The 19493-nt window shown below is 61.5% G+C and carries 17 protein-coding genes; 9 read left to right on the forward strand and 8 right to left on the reverse strand.

All coding sequences use genetic code 11. The annotated features are described in order from the left end of the window. Positions 1 to 29 precede the first annotated feature (29 nt). From IB244_RS12695 to rpsU (IB244_RS12705), 3 genes are all read right to left on the reverse strand, one after another. Positions 30 to 1688 (reverse strand): sensor histidine kinase, encoded by a 1659-nt coding sequence (locus tag IB244_RS12695; RefSeq protein WP_018856584.1) that lies wholly within the window; start codon positions 1686 to 1688, stop codon positions 30 to 32. A gap of 496 nt (positions 1689 to 2184) precedes the next feature. Beyond that, positions 2185 to 3045, reverse strand: coding sequence for a tetratricopeptide repeat protein (locus IB244_RS12700; protein ID WP_018856585.1), 861 nt, complete (start codon positions 3043 to 3045; stop codon positions 2185 to 2187). 134 nt (positions 3046 to 3179) lie between these two features. Next, positions 3180 to 3392, reverse strand: a complete 213-nt coding sequence (gene rpsU, locus IB244_RS12705) for a 30S ribosomal protein S21 (protein WP_003585885.1) — start codon at positions 3390 to 3392, stop codon at positions 3180 to 3182. 442 nt (positions 3393 to 3834) lie between these two features. Between rpsU (IB244_RS12705) and IB244_RS12710 the strand changes: the two genes are divergently transcribed. The 3 genes from IB244_RS12710 to IB244_RS12720 all read left to right on the forward strand — a co-directional run bounded on the left by IB244_RS12710 (position 3835) and on the right by IB244_RS12720 (position 4998). Then, on the forward strand, positions 3835 to 4044 hold the full coding sequence (locus IB244_RS12710; protein ID WP_018856586.1) for a cold-shock protein: 210 nt from the start codon (positions 3835 to 3837) through the stop codon (positions 4042 to 4044). Between the two features lie 456 nt (positions 4045 to 4500). Then, positions 4501 to 4740: a 30S ribosomal protein S21 gene (gene rpsU / locus IB244_RS12715; protein ID WP_007527643.1), complete on the forward strand. Its 240-nt coding sequence runs from the start codon at positions 4501 to 4503 to the stop codon at positions 4738 to 4740. A gap of 39 nt (positions 4741 to 4779) precedes the next feature. After that, entirely contained in the window at positions 4780 to 4998 is a 219-nt protein-coding gene (locus IB244_RS12720) for a hypothetical protein (RefSeq protein ID WP_018856588.1), read from the forward strand. Positions 4999 to 5087: 89 nt separating this feature from the next. Here IB244_RS12720 and IB244_RS12725 read toward each other — a convergent pair whose 3' ends face one another. Then, positions 5088 to 6521: a DUF1254 domain-containing protein gene (locus IB244_RS12725; protein ID WP_409564060.1), complete on the reverse strand. Its 1434-nt coding sequence runs from the start codon at positions 6519 to 6521 to the stop codon at positions 5088 to 5090. A 441-nt stretch (positions 6522 to 6962) separates the two neighbouring features. On the opposite strand from IB244_RS12725, the gene IB244_RS12730 reads away from it, so the two are divergent. The 6 genes from IB244_RS12730 to IB244_RS12755 all read left to right on the forward strand — a co-directional run bounded on the left by IB244_RS12730 (position 6963) and on the right by IB244_RS12755 (position 13865). Next, positions 6963 to 8216 carry a sarcosine oxidase subunit beta family protein gene (locus IB244_RS12730; protein WP_018856590.1) on the forward strand — a complete coding sequence of 418 codons (1254 nt, stop codon included), beginning with the start codon at positions 6963 to 6965 and terminating at the stop codon, positions 8214 to 8216. A gap of 12 nt (positions 8217 to 8228) precedes the next feature. Further along, on the forward strand, positions 8229 to 8570 hold the full coding sequence (locus IB244_RS12735) for a sarcosine oxidase subunit delta (RefSeq protein WP_018856591.1): 342 nt from the start codon (positions 8229 to 8231) through the stop codon (positions 8568 to 8570). Next, positions 8567 to 11560 carry a sarcosine oxidase subunit alpha gene (locus IB244_RS12740; RefSeq protein ID WP_192304410.1) on the forward strand — a complete coding sequence of 998 codons (2994 nt, stop codon included), beginning with the start codon at positions 8567 to 8569 and terminating at the stop codon, positions 11558 to 11560. Before IB244_RS12735 ends, IB244_RS12740 begins: the two co-directional genes overlap by 4 nt. Further along, positions 11553 to 12101 (forward strand): sarcosine oxidase subunit gamma, encoded by a 549-nt coding sequence (locus IB244_RS12745; RefSeq protein WP_018856593.1) that lies wholly within the window; start codon positions 11553 to 11555, stop codon positions 12099 to 12101. Before IB244_RS12740 ends, IB244_RS12745 begins: the two co-directional genes overlap by 8 nt. Positions 12102 to 12253: 152 nt before the next feature. Next, complete coding sequence (locus IB244_RS12750; RefSeq protein WP_018856594.1) at positions 12254 to 12649, forward strand: VOC family protein; 396 nt, start codon at positions 12254 to 12256, stop codon at positions 12647 to 12649. 82 nt (positions 12650 to 12731) lie between these two features. Next, complete coding sequence (locus IB244_RS12755; protein ID WP_113470635.1) at positions 12732 to 13865, forward strand: zinc-dependent alcohol dehydrogenase family protein; 1134 nt, start codon at positions 12732 to 12734, stop codon at positions 13863 to 13865. Here the strand turns inward: IB244_RS12755 and IB244_RS12760 are convergent. The 4 genes from IB244_RS12760 to glgA form a co-directional block, all read right to left on the reverse strand. Then, the gene (locus IB244_RS12760; RefSeq protein WP_062374398.1) at positions 13862 to 14347 is read right to left on the reverse strand and encodes a MaoC family dehydratase; all 486 of its coding nucleotides are present in this window, start codon (positions 14345 to 14347) and stop codon (positions 13862 to 13864) included. The two genes, IB244_RS12755 and IB244_RS12760, sit on opposite strands and share 4 nt — an antisense overlap. A 91-nt stretch (positions 14348 to 14438) precedes the next feature. Further along, complete coding sequence (glgX, locus tag IB244_RS12765) at positions 14439 to 16403, reverse strand: glycogen debranching protein GlgX (RefSeq protein WP_113470636.1); 1965 nt, start codon at positions 16401 to 16403, stop codon at positions 14439 to 14441. 9 nt (positions 16404 to 16412) lie between these two features. Then, positions 16413 to 18044, reverse strand: coding sequence for an alpha-D-glucose phosphate-specific phosphoglucomutase (locus tag IB244_RS12770; RefSeq protein WP_018856598.1), 1632 nt, complete (start codon positions 18042 to 18044; stop codon positions 16413 to 16415). Positions 18045 to 18050: 6 nt separating this feature from the next. Then, positions 18051 to 19493 (reverse strand): glycogen synthase GlgA, encoded by a 1443-nt coding sequence (gene glgA / locus IB244_RS12775; protein WP_113470637.1) that lies wholly within the window; start codon positions 19491 to 19493, stop codon positions 18051 to 18053.

Consider the following 19493-nt stretch of genomic DNA (forward strand, 5'->3'; position numbering starts at 1 on the left):
CGAAGGTCCAGTGTTAATTGTTCCGTGCGTTATGCACGCTCGAGGTTGCGACGAGGAGCCGTCAACGCCCAGTAAAAGCCTTCTGGCGGGAAGTCGATTTCCACGGTCCCACCAAAAGCGGCGGCGGCGTGATTCTTGATGATGGTCGTCCCAAAGCCGGAATTCTCGGGAGCGCGCGCTACCGGACCGTCACGCTCCTCCCACGTGAAGACAACAAGAGGTTCGTTGCGCTCTTCGTTCTGGGCATCCCGCCAGCTCAGCCGAACGCGGCCATGCGGCACGGAAAGGGCACCGTACTTTACCGAGTTCGTGGCAAGTTCATGCAGGACGAGACCGAGATTTTGCACCACGTCGGGTTTGAGGACAAAATCCTTGCCAGATATCTCGGTCTGCTCGGCAGCCTGCGGAAAGCCCTTGAAGTGGATGTCGATCACGCGGCGCAGCGATGCGCCGGCCCATTGCTCGCTGGTGAGCAGGTCGATCGACCGGGACAGGCCTTCGAGGCGATCGACAACCGCTGCCTGGTATGCCTCCACGCTGTCCGCGCGCTTGGCGACTTGGCGCATCATCGCCTGCACCAGGGTCAGCAGGTTCTTGGTGCGGTGCACGAGTTCGTTCATCACGAAGTGCAGGCGGTCTTCCGTCTGACTCCGGTCGAAAGAAGCGTTGGAGAGCGCGACCGCAACTTGGTTCGCTTCGATGACGCTGGTCTCGATGGGGGCCACGATGTGGCCTTCGCCCATCCGAATGGCCATGTCGGCGATTGAGCGGATCGTCGTGCGCACCTGACGCGCAACGATATAGGCGGCCAGGATCGCGACAAGCATCAGCGCCAGGCCGCCGATGATCAGAAAGCGCCATGTCGTCAGGATAGAAGACTGCGCCGTGGCGACGGGGCCCCATATCACGGTCTTCCAGGACCAACCCGGAATCTGCGCATAGCCGAGCATCGCGTTCGGCAATACCTGCTTGTTCTCGTAGACGCCGCTGAAATTGACCAGGGAAGGCAGGATGTCTGGATTGAAAGGTTGGCCGAAGCCAATATTCGTGGCGCCGGCGGAAGCCACCACATGCCCACTCTGATCAATGACCGCCGCAGACCAATCGTTCGGCAGGCCTTCGGTGGTGACCAGCTTCGCAAGGTCCCCGGCGTTCTGTGTTATGATCAGCGCCCTGACCTTGCCGGCCTGCATCGGCATGGTGACGTTGTAGACGAACTCGCCGCTAGTTCGTCCCATGAACACATCGGACGCTTCGATTCGGCCGGATTTGATCGCGGCCTCGACGGACGGGAGATTGCCGGCCTTGCCCAGCGGTTCGCCATAGTCCCGACGGGTGTTCAAGAGCTGTTGCCCTGTTTCATCAACTGCGATGACGTAGAGATTGTCTGTACGCAGGGACGTCTCGGTGCGAGCGTGGAAGGAGGCGAAGTCGTTATTCTCCAGTTCCGGCGAGTTCGATAGCAACCTTAAAGTTGTGGCCATGTCCTGAAGCTGGCGATCGATGGAGCGGGCGAGAGCGGTCGCATCCTGGGCCGTTTCACGCCTCAGAGTTGAGCGCTGGTTGTCTTCCAGCTGCGCGAGCAGAAGTGCCACCAGTGCGAAAATCGGCAAGGCCGTCGCAAGTGCCATCGCGATCAGGTAGGTCCCGATCGATGCCTTCGGAAAGAAGCGGAAACGGCCTTTCATGAGCCGGTACCCCGCTGACTTATGCAGCCGAAATCACCGGTTCGCCAACCGTTTACAGGCATGAAAGCAAAAATCTGGACCACCGCAATTGCCTTCAACGCGCCCCCGGCTCTCCTGATAGCCTGCTATCGAAACCCACGGCAATGTTAGGGACAGGTAATGGTGCTTGCAACACACTAAAACATGTCGTCCGGCAATTCGCAAATTTTTGTTCAACCGTGGCGTCAATCGAAGCTTCCGAGGCGGAAGGGAACGAAAAACGGAGGCCGCATCGCTCATAAAAATCTCGTAAGAGGCGAGTGGTTGACAAACGGCGCCAAGCTCACTCGGGAGCGCGCCAGGCACCGCAAGGCCGTTCGGGCCCGATCGCGATGAGGGGGGAGGAAAGGGCCGGGGCGGCGAAAGATCCACGCCGAGCCGCGTGCTGCCGGCACCAGGTGCCGCTGAGCGGCGATGATGTTACCGTCGGCCCGTTTGGCAGGTCGCCTGTAGTGCCTTAGCCGGTGGCCGCGCCGACGCGGGCAAGACCGTCCTTCGCCGGCTGGTACTTCGGGTCGAGCCCGATTGCATGGCGGTAGGAGCGGGCGGCCTTGTCCTTTTCGCCACGACGCTCGTAGACCAGCGCCTGGTTGGCCCAGGATTCGGCGACGTTGCCGTTGAGCTCAATCGCGTGATTGAAGTCGGCAAATGCGTTGTCGTCGTCGTTCAGCGCGATGTAGGAAATGCCGCGGCCGTTATAGGGTTCAGGCGCATTCGGCGAGAGCGAGATCGCCTTCGAGAAGTCGTCGATCGCCTTATCCTGCTGATTGCGCTTCTGATAGATCAGACCGCGATTGTGATAGGCGCGGCCGTCGGTCGTGCCGTTCTGGATCGCCTTGTTGAAGTCGTTGTAGGCGGCATCGTCCTGGCCGGCGGAGCGGTAGACATTGCCACGGCCGATCAGCGCCACGTCGTAGTTCGGGTTGATCTGCAGGGCGCTGTTGTAGTCCTGGATCGCCTGCTGCTGCTGACCCATGTTGCGGTAGACCAGCGCGCGGTTGGCGTAGGCCTGATAGAAGCGTGGGTTGATCTGCAGGGCCTTGTTGAAGTCGTTCAGCGCCGCGCGGAAGTCGCCGCCGCGACCGTAGGCCGAGCCCCGGACGTTGTAGCCTTCCGGATCCTGAGGATTGGCATTGATGACTGAGGTCAGCGAGGCGATGTTTTCCTGCGAACCCTGCGCCTTGTCGATGCGGATGACGGCATCCGAGGTGCTGCCTGTCGTGCAGCCGGCAAGGCCTAGCGCGGTGACGATTGCGAAAACCGGTAGAACGGCGATTTTCGGCGAACGCAGAGAGCGGGTCTTGGTGATGTCAGCCATGCGGGCTCGTTTTCCCCCAGTGCAGCCGGTCCGCTTCAAGGACGGGCAAGCTTCAGCAGCAATAAAAAGGCGGTGGCGAATAGTTCGCCCCCGCCAACATGCATCTGAAAACGTCGAAATAACGACAGCTACGCTTAGCGTGCGACGAGACCTTCGCGCTGTGCCCGCTTGCGAGCCAGCTTGCGAACACGGCGAACGGCTTCGGCCTTTTCGCGAGCGCGCTTCTGCGACGGCTTTTCGTAGTAGTCGCGCATCTTCATTTCGCGGAAAATACCTTCGCGCTGCATCTTCTTCTTGAGAGCGCGGAGAGCCTGATCGACATTGTTATCGCGGACAAGTACCTGCACGAGAATCACGTTCCTTTGGTTTGGTTGATGCCGGCGTCAGCACGGCGCCAGAGGCAAAAAATATACAGTTCGCGCGGCAGCAGCCTTGCGATTGAGGATGCGGATAGCAGAACGGTGGGGCGAAGTCCATATGTTCCGGCGGTTCTTGCCGCAAAAAACGGTTTCTTATCCCAGGGAAGGCGCTTTTATGGGAGCGCAATGGGGCCATTCAGCGTAGCTGGGTGTTTCGGAGTGCTGTCGATCCGCGTTGCGCGAACTGCCCAAAACCCCGATAGCACGCTTCCTTGCCTTGTTTATTTCGTAGTTTGCGCTATATGTAGCTAATCGACTATTGGTTGTGACCTTTGTGAAAGAGCGTCAAGCTCCGTCAGATTTCCTCTCAAAATCGATCTTAGCCTTGTGAATGAACGCATGGCAGTAACGACTATGAAAGGAGATCGTTATGAATTCAGGTACCGTTAAGTGGTTCAACAGCACCAAGGGCTTCGGCTTCATTCAGCCGGATGACGGCAGCACGGACGTTTTCGTCCACATTTCCGCTGTTGAGCGCGCTGGCTTGGGAAGCCTGTCCGATGGACAGAAGATCACCTATGATCTCGTTCGCGACAAGAAGTCTGGCAAGAATTCTGCCGACAACCTGCGCGCAGCCTAATTCTCATTCGGCCCGGCTGACCACGGATGTACTGGCAGCTGAGAGCCTGATGGCGGAGGTCGGGGTCAAACCCGGCCTTTTATGTTTTTGACGCTCAAGACAGTTCGGTGGAACCAAATGGCACGAATGCCAAGATACGCTGTCGGCGACACTATCGTTCTGAAAGACGGTCTCGTTCGCACCGAAGAGGCGCGCAGGACCTGCAAGATCGCGGTAGTTCTACCGTCAGACGGGAGTCGCCCGCAGTATCGGGTCCGGTTCGAGACGGAAAACTTCGATCGGCGGATTCTTGAGAGCGATATCGACATGAACCAGTCGGTATCCCCTACGCCGAGAGTTGACGCCGACGCGGATATCCAGGGCGGATCCTGGTTGAAAACTTCAAGCATCAGGGTACGGAAGTAGCTTCCACTCTGACCAACCGGCAAACAGATTTGCCGCACGAAAGGAAAGAATTTGCAGGTTCTCGTTCGAGATAACAATGTCGACCAGGCACTCCGCGTCCTGAAGAAGAAGATGCAGCGCGAAGGTCTGTTCCGCGAGTTCAAGGCGCGTAGCGCTTATGAAAAGCCGTCCGAGAAGCGTGTTCGCGAAAAGGCGGAAGCGGTTCGCCGTCAGCGCAAGCTGGCGCGCAAGAAGCTGCAGCGCGAAGGTCTCCTTCCGGCTCCGAAGAAGGCAGTCCGTCCGGCTCGCTGAGCTGCCATGAGGCGAGCTCCGTCTAGATAGAGAGACCAGATGACTTCAAAAGACGAACTCTTCAATCCGGCCAAGCTCTCCCCGCGCGACAAGGCGGCTGCCACTGATACGACAGCGAAAGCAATCATCACGGCAGAAGCCGCGGCTCGCGAAAAGAAGACCGAGAAGCTCAGGGCGCTACGCTTGCAGCAAGAAGCCGAAGCACCAACAGCCGCCGCCCCTGCCAAGAAGCGGCGGACTGCGCCCAAGTCGGTTTGATCCTCCCAGCAGCCTCGCGCCAGCGCGCGAGGGCCCTCTCAACCCAATGGGGATACCCATGTGGATCGCTCGAGGCACGCGCGAAATCGCTACTGTGCTGTCACCTGTTGGAGCGCGGGCACCAGTTCGACGACCGGCGGGTTCCACTTTCCTGTCAAGGCTTCGCTCTCCGGTCCGTAGAGGCGCATTGTCAGGTTGAACGGCCCGGCAGGTGCCGGTAGCCAGTTCGCTTCCTTGTCCTCGCCCGGGCTCTTGTTCTGGAAGTAGAGATCAAGAGAACCGTCCGCATTGTAGGCGAAGGGCATCCAGCTGCTGACGGCAAATCGGTTCAGGCTGTTGGCGACTTGAAATCCCTCGGGATCGTAGAGCGTGACGGACCAGAACGCTTTGACCGGTGGCAGGTTCGCCTTGTCGAAGTGGATTTTGTAGCTGTTCGCTCCGTTTAGCGGGTTTCCCTTCTCGTCGCCGAGGTTGAGCGGATAGATCGCGTCCTCTGGCAGGTTTGCGCCCAGCCCGAGCTGCGCGACGATCGCCCGCTTCAAGTAGTAATTGCCGTAGACGCCCATGGTGTCGGTGTTCATCGACCAATTGTTGGCGACGCGGGCAAGCGTCGGAACTTTCCAGTCCATCAGCTTCTGGGCTTTGGCGGGAACCGCTTCCAATGCCTTGGCGACGGTTGGATCGATCTTGGTCTTATCGAAGCTTTTTCCCGGCTCTATGCCGATCCGTTTCATTAGCGCGATGATCGGTTGGTCGGTGATGTGAGGCGGATTATGTTTCATGACCTCGGACGCATAGGCGAAGAAATCCGCCGCGGTCATGCCGTCGACAGTCTTCTTGGGAGGCGTCGTCATATCGATCTTGGGATCGATCGTGACCTTCACCGGTTCTGCCGCCTTCCCCCATTGCGACAGCGGCGTGACCTTGTAGCCTGCCTGGATCTTGTGGACCGTGTCATAGTCGGCCGGCCCATCCGTTTTCGTGCGCCCAATGACCCAGACGAAGGGCGTCGGTGCGTCAATGCGCTGTACGCCGGCCGGCAGGTCCTTGCCGCTCCATCCAGGCGGCACAATCGCGAAATCCGCCTTCGCGGTTCCGGTCGTCCGCCATCCGGGCGAGGCGAATACGTCACTCCACATGTCGAGCATCGGCAGCAGGAAGTAGCGACCGTCGGTATCAGGCGCCGACACGATGACTGGTTCCTTGGTCATGTCGAGCCACGCAACGGAATAGAGCGTGTCAAAGTTCGGTCGGACGACATCTCGAAATTCAGCAGTTGGGAATTCCGGTACATTGGTGAACGCATTGGCCGGTCCACGGCCCATCTTCTTGCCCGCTTCGATATTTGTCGCCTGCGCACGGGTCACATCCATGGTGACTAGCGGATAAAGATAGACGTAGGCATCAACCCCGATGGCCGCGGCTTCCGCCTCGGTTATGGGGTCGGCGGCCATACCAGGCCCGGCAATGCACGCTCCGGTTAAAAATAGACCGGCAGCGAAATTGATAGCACGCAATGTCATTGCAACCCTCCCAACGACCGGCGCAACAATCCTCCTTGTTGAGGCGGTCCGTTCCAATTGATGCAAACCTGGGGTGGTGGCGCGTGTTGTAGATTATTCCCGAGGCTGCACCGGTTCGACTCATGCGAAAGACGTGATTTTCTGGTGCGCGAGGGCGGTCTCGCGCTGACTGAAAATATGCGCTCAGGAATTGTAAATTCAAGTGTTCTAAAATGCATTGAGGGTTGACCACTGTTTGCACGGGTCGGTTTGCGCGGGTCGGAAAGTGACTCAACGTTTTTCAAGTCGGGGTGAGAACGACCCGACGTCTCCTGCTGCATTCTCCCGTCGTGTCAAAACAAAAGCCGGTCCGCGTCGCAAAAGAAACGTTGTGCCGCTTTTGGATTTGCGATTTGTATGGCCGACGAGAAGGGACCTTTCCCCTGAAGGAGATGAAGGCGGATGCGCAGATACTCGGTTTTTGCCGTGGCGAGGGAGGCCCTGAGGGGTCACAAGGGCTGGGAGAAGCAGTGGACTTCACCGGAACCGCGCGCCGAATACGACGTCATCATCATCGGTGGCGGCGGGCATGGTCTGGGTGCGGCCTATTATCTCGCCAAGGAGCATGGCATCACAAATGTTGCGGTGCTCGAAAAGGGCTGGCTCGGCGGCGGGAACACGGGTCGCAATACGACCATCATCCGCTCGAACTATCTCTATGAAGAGAGCATGCACATCTACGAGCATTCGATGAAGCTCTGGGAGAACCTCTCGCAGGATCTCAACTACAATGTTATGTACTCGCCGCGCGGCGTGATGATGCTATCGCACAATGTGCACGACCAGCAGTCTTTCAAGCGCCACATTCATGCCAACCGCCTCTACGGCATCGACAATGAATGGCTGACGCCGGAGCAGGCGAAGGCTTATTGTCCGCCGCTCGATATCTCAGCCAGCGCCCGCTACCCGATCAACGGTGCCGCCCTCCAACGTCGCGGCGGCACGGCGCGTCACGATGCTGTGGCCTGGGGCTACGCGCGTGCGGCGTCCGATCGCGGCGTCCACATCATCCAGAACTGCGAAGTCACCGGCATCCGACGCGGCCCTGATGGTCGCGTTACCGGTGTCGAGACATCACGTGGCTTCATCGGCGCCAAGAAGGTCGGCGTTTCGGCCGCAGGTCACACGACCACGGTCATGAAGATGGCCGATGTGCGCGTGCCGCTGCAATCGAGCCCGCTGCAGGCGCTGGTGTCCGAACCGCTGAAGCCGATCTTCCCCTGCGTGGTCATGTCCAACACCGTGCACGCCTATATCTCGCAGTCCGACAAGGGTGAGCTCGTCATCGGCGCCGGCACCGACCAGTACAATTCCTACAGCCAGACCGGCGGCCTGCAGATCATCACGCACACGCTCGATGCCATCTGCGAGCTCTTCCCGATGTTCCGCCGCGTCAAGATGATGCGCCAGTGGGGCGGCATCGTCGACAACACGCCGGACCGTTCGGCGATTCAGTCGAAGACGCCGGTTCCGGGTCTCTACGTCAACTGCGGCTGGGGCACCGGCGGCTTCAAGGCGACGCCGGGCTCGGCCAATCTCTTCGCGCACCTCATCGCCCGCGATGAGGAACACAAGTTCAATGCCGGCCTGACGCTGGACCGCTTCCGCACCGGCCGTCTGATCGACGAAGCCGCCGCCGCCGCCGTCGCGCACTGACACGAGGACATCATGCTTCTTATCTACTGCCCATACTGTCAGGAAGAGCGTTCCGAGCTCGAATTCCGCGGTGCCGGCGATGCCCATATCGCCCGTCCCACCAATATCGCCGACATCTCCGACGAGGCGTTCGAGGAATATTTCTTCCTGCGCGACAACCCGAAGGGGCTGATCTTCGAGCGCTGGCGCCACCAGCACGGATGCGGCCGTTTCTTCAATGCGGCGCGCGATACCATCAGCGACAAGTTCATCAAGACCTACAAGGCAGGCGAGCCGAAGCCCACGATCGGCGAAGCAGCCGTTCCGCATGCTCCCGTCGAGACCTACGAACAGCTCGAAGGAGAGGCACAATGAGCGGCACGAACCGTATTGCAGGCAAGGGTCGCCTGACGCCGGCCAGAACCGCGCGCTTCACCTTCGATGGCAAGAGCTACACGGCGCTCGAAGGCGATACCGTCGCCTCGGCGCTGATCGCCAACAACATCCATCTGGTCGGCCGCTCGTTCAAGTATCACCGTCCGCGGGGCATCCTTTCGGCCGGCGCCGAGGAGCCGAATGCGCTGATCGACGTTGCGCGCGACAGCGCCCGCAAACAGCCGAACGTGCGTGCCACCGTGCAGGAAGTCTTCGACGGTATGATCGTCGAATCGCAGAACCGTTTCCCATCGCTCTCCTTCGATATCGGTGGCATCAACAATCTGATGTCCCCGTTTTTCGCGGCGGGCTTCTACTACAAGACATTCATGTGGCCGAAGGCGGCCTGGAAGCACCTCTACGAGCCGATGATCCGTCGTGCGGCGGGCCTCGGCGTTGCGCCGAAGGAAGCCGATCCCGATCACTATGCCGGCCGTTATGCGCATTGCGACGTGCTCGTCGTCGGTGCCGGGATCGCCGGTCTTTCGGCGGCACTGGCGGCGGCGCAATCCGGTGCCAAGGTGATCCTCTGCGACGAGCAGGCGGATGTCGGCGGCGCGCTGCGCTACGACAGCGGCGTCAAGATCGACGGCCTTTCCGGTTATGAGTGGGCGCAGAAGACGGTCGCCACGCTGAAGGCAATGGACAATGTGCAGGTTCTGACCCGCACCACTGCTTTCGGTTACTACAACCACAATTTCGTCGGTCTCGCCGAGCGCGTGACCGACCATGTCGCGAACCCTGGCCGCCGCCTGCCGCGCGAGCGTCTGTGGCAGCTGCGCGCCAAGCGCGTCATCCTCGCCAACGGCGCGATCGAGCGCCACATGGTGTTCCCGAACAACGATCGTCCGGGCATCATGCTGGCATCGGCTGCGCGCATGTATCTCAACCAGTATGGCGTCGCCGTCGGCCAGAAGGTCGGCGTTTATACGGCGCACGACTCGGCCTATGAGGCCGCCTTCGACCTGAAACGATCAGGCGTCGAGATCGCCGCGATCGTCGATTGCAGGCAGACGCCGGGTGCGGCCGTTCTGGCGGAAGCCCGTTCGCTCGGCATCGATGTTCTCACCGGTCAGTCCGTGGTCAATACGTCAGGCAAGCTCCGCATCTCGTCGATGACCGTTGCCCGCAATGGCGGCGGCTCGCCGCGCAAGATCGCGGTCGACGCGCTGCTGGTCTCGGCCGGTTGGACGCCTTCGGTGCACCTGTTCTCGCAGTCGCGCGGCAAGGTGGCGTTCGAGCCCGAGACGCAGCGCTTCCTGCCCGGCACGTACGCGCAGGATTGCCTTTCTGTCGGCGCCTGCAACGGCACGGACGATCTGCAGCAGACGATCGAGGAATCGCTGGCGGCCGGCGAGCTGATGGCGCAGGCAGTTGGGAAGCCCTCCGGCGGCAAGATCAGCATCACGGCTGAGCAAGCCCATCAGTGGACGGGCGGCATGATTGGCGCTGCTGAAGGCGCAGGTCCCGAGACCAGCGCCAAGGCGTTCATCGATTTCCAGCACGACGTCTGCGCCAAGGACATTCGCCTTGCCGTGCGCGAGGGGATGCACTCGATCGAGCATATCAAGCGCTTCACGACGAACGGCATGGCCTCCGACCAGGGCAAGCTCTCCAACATGCACGGCCTGGCGATCGCCGCCGAGATGCTGGGCAAGGAAATCCCGCAGGTCGGTCTCACCACCTTCCGCGCGCCGTACACGCCTGTCACCTACGGCACGCTGATCGCGCATTCGCGCGGCGATCTGTTCGATCCGGCGCGCAAGACGCCGCTGCACCAGTGGGAAGAGGCCCATGGCGCGGTGTTCGAGGATGTCGGCAACTGGAAGCGTGCGTGGTTCTATCCGCGCGCCGGCGAGACGATGCACCAGGCGGTCGCCCGCGAATGCAAGACGGCGCGCGATGTCGCCGGTGTGTTCGATGCCTCGACGCTCGGCAAGATCGAGATCGTCGGCCCCGATGCCGCCGATTTCATGAACCTCATGTACACCAACGCCTGGGACACGCTGAAGCCAGGCAAGTGCCGCTACGGCATCATGACGCGCGAGGACGGGTTCGTTTATGACGACGGCGTTGTCGGGCGTCTGGCCGACGATCGCTTCCACGTGACGACGACGACGGGCGGCGCGCCGCGCGTTCTCCACCACATGGAAGACTATCTGCAGACAGAGTTCCCGCATCTGAAGGTGTGGCTGACCTCGGTGACGGAACAGTGGGCCGTCATCGCTGTACAGGGTCCGAAGGCGCGCGAGATCATCGCCCCGCTGGTCGAAGGCATCGATATCTCCAACGAGGCCTTCCCGCATATGAGCGTTGCCGAGTGCACGGTCATGGGCGTGCCGGCGCGGCTGTTCCGCGTGTCGTTCACCGGTGAAACCGGCTTCGAAATCAACGTGCCGGCCGACTATGGCCAGTCCGTTCTGGAAGCCGTGTGGGCCAATGCAGAGCCGCTCGGCGCCTGCGTCTACGGCACCGAGACGATGCACGTTCTTCGCGCCGAGAAGGGTTACATCATCGTCGGCCAGGACACGGATGGCACCGTCACGCCTGACGATGCTGGTCTTTCCTGGGCGGTCTCGAAGAAGAAGACTGACTTCGTCGGCATTCGTGGGCTGAAGCGCCCGGATCTGGTGAAGGCAGGCCGCAAGCAGTTGGTCGGCCTCGTCACCAAGGATCCGAAGCTGGTGCTGGAAGAAGGCGCGCAGATCGTCGCCAATCCGAACGAGCCGAAGCCGATGACGATGCTTGGCCATGTGACCTCGTCCTACTGGTCGGAAAATCTCGGCAGGTCGATCGCCTTCGCGCTGGTCGCCGATGGCCGCAAGCGGATGGGCGAGACACTTTATGTGCCTATGCCCGACAAGACGATCGCCGTCGAGGTGACTGACATGGTGTTCTTTGACAAGGAAGGAGGCCGCATCAATGGCTGATACGGCAGTTCGCAAGTCGGTGCTCTCAGGTCGTCATGGCGGCTCGGCGACGGTACGGCTGACGGCAGCGCCGGCCGCCACCCGCATCGCGCTCCGTGCGCCCGCCGGATCCCTCAAGGCTCTGTCCTCCGCTCTTGGGGTCACGGTTCCGTCTTCGCCGAAGACCTCCGGCCGCAAGGGTGGCCGTGCCGCCCTCTGGCTCGGGCCGGATGAATGGCTCGTTATCGATGAGTCCGGTGCAGACCTGATGGGCGCGCTCACGAAGGCGGACGTGCTGCATTCGGCAACTGATGTCTCGCACCGCAACGTCGCGATCATCGTCTCCGGTCCCGGGGCCGAGGCGACGATCTCCGCGGGTTGCCCGCAGGATCTGTCGCTTGATGCCTTCCCGGTCGGCGCCTGCTCGCGCACGATTTTCGGCAAGGCCGAGATCGTGCTCTTCCGCACCGAGGACGATACGTTCCGTGTCGAGTGCTGGCGTTCGTTCGCCGATTTCGTATTCGGCCTGCTGGCCGAGGGTGCCGAAGACGCCGCGCATTAAGCGCCACGGAACTGGAATTCCCGATTGGGGGACGGTGCTCTTGTGCCGTCCCCATTCGGCTTCAAGTTGCAAGACCGGTGTCATTCATGCCATCATTCGCCATCGCGTGCGGCTTTGTCGGAGCGTAGCCGCAACGTTGCGGGGTGTCCTCAATGATGCTGCATCACGTTTCCATCGTCACGACGGATCTCGACCGATCGGTTGCCTTCTATCGCGATATCTTCGGTCTCGAGCGGATCGAGAGGCCTCCTTTCAGTACCGACGGAGCCTGGTTTGCCTGCGGAGCGCTGCAGGTCCACATCATCGTCAATCCGGTTGGGACGTTCCGGCGGGTGGCGACCATCGATACCGCCGACGGACATTTCGCCTTCCATACCGATGACTTCGAGGGATGTATCCGGGGACTGATCGCAAAGGGTTTTCGCGAGGATGCGCCCGAGGGAGATCCCCGGCGGCTGCGTGTGAGGCGTACCGGGCCGGCCGGTTTTCCGCAGGCCTACCTGCTCGATCCTGATCGCAACATCGTTGAAATCAACGGTGCACCATAGCGCAATCGCCGCAGCCTAAAGTCCTGTTGCGGTTGGCTTTTGCGAGCGGTTAGTCTGCCGGAACCGTTCGCGGGAGGAGTTCATGAAAATACGTGCCGCGGTTTTGCGCCGATCGCCGGTCGCGCCGCCATTTGCGGTGAGCCGGCCGCTCACGATCGAAGAACTCGAGCTCGCGCCGCCGGGGCGGGACGAGATCCTTGTTCGAATTGGCGCGGCCGGGCTCTGCCATTCCGATCTCTCCGTCATCAACGGCGACAGGCCGCGTCCGGTGCCGATGGCGATTGGACATGAGGCGGCCGGCACCGTGGAAGCGGTCGGGCCCGATGTCCATGACCTGACGCCCGGCGATCATGTGGTGATGAGTTTCATGCCGAGCTGCGGCCATTGTCTGCCCTGCGCCGAGGGACGCCCGGCGCTGTGCATTCCCGGCGCCGATGCCAACGGAAAGGGCACGCTGCTGTCGGGCGAGTGGCGACTGAGCTGCGATGAGGTGCCGATCCATCATCATCTCGGCGTCTCGGGCTTTGCCACCCATGCCGTGGTCTCGCGCCATTCGGCGATTCGCATTGACCGCGATATCCCGTTCGCTCACGCCGCGTTGTTTGGCTGCGCCGTGCTGACGGGCGTTGGCGCCGTGGTGAATACCTGTCATGTGCAGCCGGGGCAGACAGTCGCTGTTGTCGGTTTGGGTGGTGTCGGCTTGGCCGCGGTGCTTGGCGCCGTGGCGGCCGGGGCCGAACGCGTTGTCGCGGTAGACCTTGCTCCTGACAAGCTCGAGATCGCGCGTTCGCTTGGGGCGACAGACGTCTTTCGCGCCAGTGACCCTGACGTTGTGGAGCAAATCCGCGAGGCGACAAAGGGCGGCGTCGACCACGCGCTCGAGATGGCCGGAGCCGTCAAGGCCTTTGATCTCGCGTACCGCATCACGCGGCGCGGCGGAACGACGGTTACCGCAGGGTTGGCTAGTCCATCCAGTCAGTTCGCAATCCCCGCAGTCAGCCTGGTCGCCGAGGAGCGGCGCGTGCTCGGGAGCTATCTCGGCAGCTGCGTGCCAAGCCGGGATATTCCGCGCTTTGTCGGGCTCTTCAGGCGTGGAAAGCTGCCGGTGGATCGCTTGTTGTCTTCAACAGGTCCGCTGGAGGGGATCAACGAAGCCTTCGACCGGCTGCATGCCGGGGAGGTGATCCGGCACGTCATCGATTTCGAAGCGCACTAGGCTTCTTCGGGCCGGTCTTTTGGGTCGAATTGGATGATGGTGATCCACCGCGCGGTGAGCGCCGGCTTCTTCTCGTTCTCGATCTCGATCGAGACGTCGTAGGTCGTCATCAACATGCCGGCGCCGCGAAAGCGGGCTTCGGCAAGGATAAAGTGGCCGCGGATGCGTGCCCCCGATTTGACAGGCGAGAGGAAGCGGACGTTCTCGAAGCCGTAGTTGATGCCCATCGTCTGCTCACGGACTTTGGGCAGGCTGTTGTAGTTCATCGCTGAAAGCAGCGAGAGGGTGAGGAATCCGTGGGCGATGGTGCCGCCGAATGGGCTCGTGGCGGCGCGCTCTGGGTCGACGTGGATGAACTGATGATCGTCGGTTGCATGCGCAAAGGCATCGATCATTGCCTGATCGACGACAATCCAGTCCGAGAGGCCGGTTTCAGTGCCGATGAGCCCGCGCACATCCGCGAGCGAAATTTCCTTGACCATTGATTCCTCATGAGAAAGCGGCTGCGCAAGCCTTACAATGGGATTGTGACAATTGCGACAAGGAATTGCAGGCAGGGGCCTGGCCGGTTAACTATCCGAGATAGAAAGCGACCGAGCGGCGCGGCACGATGGCCGATGTCGCGGATTTTTCCTGACCATTGGGGGCGAGCAGCCGCCATGAGGACGGCCCGGGCAATGCAAAAATTTCCTCGCCGCCCGAGCGATTGAAAAGCACGGCCAGCCGTGCGGGCTTTCCGCCCTGCCCATCGCGCGTCGACAGCACCATTCCAAGCGTGGAAAAGTTCGGGGTCTCCCACTCCTGCACGCTCATCGGCTGGCCCGAAGGCGATATCCATTCGACGTCGCCATGGCCATCGAAGAAACCCGTTTCCGAGAACACGGAGAAGCGCTTGCGCAGGCTTGAGATCAAAGCGGTATGGGCGATGAGCTCATCGTCGAGCGCCGCCCAGTCCATCCAGGTGATCTCATTGTCCTGGCAGTAGGCATTGTTGTTGCCGCGCTGGGTGCGGCCTGCTTCGTCGCCTGCCGTCAGCATGATGCTGCCGCGCGTAGCAAAGAGCGTGGAGAGCAGCGCCTTCAGGTCATCGCGGCGTCTGCGAATGATATCGGGGTAGTGCGTTTCGCCCTCGGCACCATTGTTCCAGGAGTGGTTCTCGTTGTGGCCGTCGCGGTTCTGCTCGCCGTTCGCCTCGTTGTGCTTGCCGCTATAGGAGACGAGATCGCGGAGCGTGAAGCCGTCATGGGCGGCAAGAAAGTTGACGCTGCGCGTCCCGGTCGCACCGTTGCGGGAAAATATGTCCGAGGAGCCGGCCAGCGCAGTTGCGAGCGGTCCGGTCTTGTGATCGTCGCCGCGCCAATAGCACCTGACGTCATCACGAACGCGGTCGTTCCACTCGAGGAAGGGGGCTGGGAAGTTACCGAGCTGGTAGCCGCCAGGACCGATGTCCCAAGGCTCGGCGATCATTACGCGGTCCGACAAGACGTCATCGGCGAGCATTGCCATCAACGTTTCGCTGTTGGCCTCGAAGCCACCAGCGGTTCGGCCAAGAACGGGGGCAAGGTCGAAGCGGAAACCGTCAACGCCCGCGCCGAGCACGAAGTGGCGGAGGCTGTCGATGATCAGTTGCCTGACATAGGGGTTATCACAGGCGACGGTGTTGCCCGTTCCGGTATCGTTGACCAATTCGCCTGGCCGGTCGGTCAGATGCCGATAGAAGGAGAGGTTGTCGAGGCCGCGCAGCGACAGCGTCGTGCCAAAGCGGTCGCTTTCGCCGGTGTGGTTGAAGACGAGGTCGAGGACGACACCAATGCCTTCGGCGTGGAGCTTCGCCACGGTGTCGCGGAGCTCCGCCATGCCGCCGGGCACGAGCCGCGGGTCGAGCGCCATGAAGGCGACGGGGTTATAGCCCCAGCCGTTTCTGAGGCCGAGCGGCGGCAGGTGGCGCTCGTCGATCCAGGCGGTGATCGGCATCAACTCGACCGCATCCACGCCGATGCGCTTCAGATGCGCGATCACTGAAGGATGCGCCAAAGCCGCGACGGTGCCGCGCTGCGCTTGGGGAACATCCGGATGCAGCATGGTGAACGGTCGGACGGCAACCTCGTAGATGAAGCCACCCGGCTTGAAGAGCGGCTTTCCCGGCTTCACGGGGACATCGCGGGTGACGATCGCCTTCGGCACGAGGTGCTGCGTCTCGGCGCCGGAGGTGCCGAGCAGGGGATCGTAGTGGAAGGGGCGATCGAGTTCCTTGGCGTAGGGATCGACCAGCAGCTTCGACGGGTCGAACCAGAGGCCGTCGTCGGGCGCATAGACGCCGCCGGCGCGGTAGCCGTAGCGCGCACCTTCCTTCAAGCCGTCGACGAAAAGGCGATGAACATCGTCATCGCCTCGTTTCATCGGCAGGCGGGCCAGTTCCTTGTCGTCGTCGCCGAACAGACACAGCTCGATCTGTCCTGACTTGCGCGACCAGACGGCGAAATCAACGCCGGTCTCGAGGATGGTTGCTCCGCCTTGCCCGGGTCTACCCGCCGCCATGCCGTTCGGTCAGGTGATCACGGAAGGAGCGTCGCGGCCCGTGCGGCTGCGAATGCCCGCGATGGTCTCGGCGGCAGCAATAAGATCGGCGAGCGCTTCCTGCGTCTCGATGTTGTGGCGGGTCGAATCCGCCTCGTACCGCTCGAGATAGACACGCAGCGTGGCGCCGGATGTGCCGGTACCGGAGAGACGGAAGACCACGCGCGAACCGCCTTCGAACAGGACGCGAATGCCCTGATGCTCGCTGACCGACTTGTCGACTGGGTCGTGATAGGCAAAGTCGTCGGCCTTCTCGACCTTCAGCGGGCCGAAGCTCTGGCCCGGCAGCGACGCAAGCTGGCTGCGCAGGTTTGCGATCAGGCCGTTCGCCGCGTCAGTATCGACGCCTTCATAGTCGTGGCGCGAATAGTAGTTGCGGCCGTAGGTCTGCCAGTGCTGGGTGACGATGTCCTGAACGCTTTCGCCGCGAACGGCAAGGATGTTCAGCCACAGCAGAACCGCCCAGAGGCCGTCCTTCTCGCGCACGTGGTTGGAGCCGGTGCCGGCGCTTTCCTCGCCGCAGATCGTCGCCATGCCGGCGTCGAGCAGGTTGCCGAAGAACTTCCAGCCGGTCGGCGTCTCGTACATGCCGATACCGCGGCGCTCGGCGACGCGATCGGCCGCACCTGAGGTCGGCATGGAGCGGGCGATGCCGGCGAGACCACCGGAATAGCCGGGCGCGAGGTGGGCGTTGGCGGCAAGGATCGCGAGGCTATCGGAGGGTGTGACGAAGATGCCGCGGCCGATGATGAGGTTGCGGTCGCCGTCGCCGTCGGATGCCGCGCCGAAGTCGGGCGCATCATCACTCATCATCTCGTCGTAGAGTTCCTTGCAGTGAACCGGGTTCGGGTCCGGATGGTGGCCGCCGAAGTCGGGCAGCGGCATGAAATTGCGGACCGAACCGGACGGCGCGCCGAGACGGTTTTCGAAGATTTCCTTGGCATATGGGCCGGTGACGGCGCTCATTGCGTCAAAAGCGATGCGGAATCCGAGGCTGATGAGGTTGCGGATCGCGGGGAAGTCGAACAGCTCTTCCATCAGAGCCGTGTAGTCTTCCACCGAATCGAGCACCGAGAGGATCATGCCGCCCGGCAGTTCGTCCTTGCCGATGCGGTCGAGGTTGACGTCCGCGAAATCGGCGATCTTGTAGGTGTCGATCACCTTCGTGCGCGCATAGATCGCGTCGGTGATCTTCTCCGGCGCGGGGCCGCCATTGTTGATATTGTACTTGATGCCGAAATCTTCGGTTGGACCGCCGGGATTGTGGCTGGCCGAAAGGATGATGCCGCCGAAGGCTTTGTATTTGCGAATGATGTGGGAGGCTGCCGGGGTCGACAGGATGCCGCCCTTGCCGACGATCACCTTGCCGAAGCCATTGGCGGCGGCCATCTTGATCGCCTTCTGAATGACTTCCCGGTTGTAGTAGCGTCCGTCGCCGCCGATGACGAGGCACTTGCCATGAAAGCCTTCCAGCGAATCGAAGATCGACTGGATGAAGTTCTCGGCATAGTTCGGCTGCTGGAATACCGGAACCTTCTTTCGCAGGCCGGAGGTACCGGGCTTCTGATCCTGGTAGGGCGTAGTGGGTACGGATTTTATCATTTTCTCTCACTTGCCTTTAGGGGCGAGGCTTGAATAGAGGGCGGCATAGCGCTCGGCGCTCTTCTCCCACGAAACATCCGATTTCATGCCCTGCTTTTGCAATTGGGTCCAGACTTTTTGATCGGCGTAGAGATGTAGCGCGCGGCGGACCGCCTGCAACAGACCGGATGGAGTTACAGGCGAGAATTGTATCCCGGTTGCCGCTTTCGCCGCAAGCGCGGCATGGTTGGCGTCAATAACGGTGTCGTTCAACCCGCCGGTGCGGGCAACGATCGGCACGCATCCATAGCGCAATCCGTAAAGCTGCGTCAGGCCGCAGGGCTCGAATCTGGACGGGATGATGATGGCGTCGCAACCGGCCTGCATGAGATGGGACATCGGCTCGTTGTAGCCGATGGAAACGCCGATCCGCCCGGGGTGACGGGCGGCGGCGGCAAGCAGTGCCCCTTCGAGCGCCGCGTCTCCGGAACCCAGAATGGCCAGCTTGCCGCCCATGTCGACGATCTGGTCGGCGGTGGCGGCGATGACATCCATGCCCTTCTGCCAGGTCAGGCGGCTGATGATGCAGAAGATCGGCGCGTTGTCGTGGTGAAGTCCGAAGAACTCAGCGATCGAGCTGCGGTTTTCGACGCGGCTCTTCAGCATGCTGCTGTTGTAATGCGTGTGGACAACCGGGTCGGTCGAGGGGTTCCAGACTTCGGTATCAATGCCGTTGACGATGCCGTGCAGTGAATCGATTCGGCTTGCGATGACACCCTGGAGGCCCATGCCGAACTCGGTGGTCAGGATCTCGCCGGCATAAGAGGGGCTGACAGTGGTGATGGCGTGTGCAGTCTGCAGGCCGCCCTTCAGGAAGCCGATATTGCCGTAATATTCGATGCTTTCCGTTGCGAAGGCGTGCGGCGGCAGACGAAGACCCGGAAAGATATCGGCGCCGAACTGCCCCTGGAAAGCAATGTTGTGGATGGTCAGGACGCTCGGCAATTCCGGCGTCGGATTGTAGCGCATGTAGACCGAGGTCATTGCCGACTGCCAGTCATGCGTATGCACGAGGTCCGGCCGCCAGTCCAGCATCAACCCCGCGGCAATCTCGGCGCCGGCCAGGGACAGAGCCGCGAAACGGCGCCAATTGTCGGGGTAATCCTTGCCGGTGGCGTCGAGATAGGGGCCGCCCGACCGGTCGTAATAGGCGGGGGCGTCGAGCACGAGGATATCGAGCCCGTCGTGCTTGACTTCGAGCACGGTTGCCGGTTCGCCGAGCAGATCGTCGAATTGGAGTCGGACTACAGGATTGCGGATAGCCCTCATGACGGCCGGATAGCCCGGCATGAGGGTCTTGGTTTCGATGCCGAAACGCTCAAGGGCGATCGGCAGGGCACCCGCCACATCGGCGAGGCCCCCTGTCTTGACGAGCGGGAAGACTTCGGACGAAACCGAAAGAACTTTCAT

It is taken from the genome of Rhizobium sp. RHZ02, from assembly GCF_014851575.1.
GTDB classification, from domain to species: Bacteria; Pseudomonadota; Alphaproteobacteria; order Rhizobiales; family Rhizobiaceae; genus Rhizobium; species Rhizobium altiplani.

Coding starts and splice junctions, on each gene's coding strand:
- IB244_RS12735 (WP_018856591.1), top strand. CDS start 8,229: ATGCTTCTTATCTACTGCCCATACTGTCAGGAAGAGCGTTCCGAGCTC.
- IB244_RS12700 (WP_018856585.1), bottom strand. CDS start 3,045: ATGGCTGACATCACCAAGACCCGCTCTCTGCGTTCGCCGAAAATCGCC.
- glgA (WP_113470637.1), bottom strand. CDS start 19,493: ATGAAAGTTCTTTCGGTTTCGTCCGAAGTCTTCCCGCTCGTCAAGACA.
- IB244_RS12710 (WP_018856586.1), top strand. CDS start 3,835: ATGAATTCAGGTACCGTTAAGTGGTTCAACAGCACCAAGGGCTTCGGC.
- IB244_RS12760 (WP_062374398.1), bottom strand. CDS start 14,347: ATGGTCAAGGAAATTTCGCTCGCGGATGTGCGCGGGCTCATCGGCACT.
- IB244_RS12745 (WP_018856593.1), top strand. CDS start 11,553: ATGGCTGATACGGCAGTTCGCAAGTCGGTGCTCTCAGGTCGTCATGGC.
- IB244_RS12755 (WP_113470635.1), top strand. CDS start 12,732: ATGAAAATACGTGCCGCGGTTTTGCGCCGATCGCCGGTCGCGCCGCCA.
- IB244_RS12720 (WP_018856588.1), top strand. CDS start 4,780: ATGACTTCAAAAGACGAACTCTTCAATCCGGCCAAGCTCTCCCCGCGC.
- IB244_RS12740 (WP_192304410.1), top strand. CDS start 8,567: ATGAGCGGCACGAACCGTATTGCAGGCAAGGGTCGCCTGACGCCGGCC.
- IB244_RS12750 (WP_018856594.1), top strand. CDS start 12,254: ATGATGCTGCATCACGTTTCCATCGTCACGACGGATCTCGACCGATCG.
- IB244_RS12725 (WP_409564060.1), bottom strand. CDS start 6,521: ATGACATTGCGTGCTATCAATTTCGCTGCCGGTCTATTTTTAACCGGA.
- IB244_RS12695 (WP_018856584.1), bottom strand. CDS start 1,688: ATGAAAGGCCGTTTCCGCTTCTTTCCGAAGGCATCGATCGGGACCTAC.
- glgX (WP_113470636.1), bottom strand. CDS start 16,403: ATGGCGGCGGGTAGACCCGGGCAAGGCGGAGCAACCATCCTCGAGACC.
- IB244_RS12770 (WP_018856598.1), bottom strand. CDS start 18,044: ATGATAAAATCCGTACCCACTACGCCCTACCAGGATCAGAAGCCCGGT.
- IB244_RS12730 (WP_018856590.1), top strand. CDS start 6,963: ATGCGCAGATACTCGGTTTTTGCCGTGGCGAGGGAGGCCCTGAGGGGT.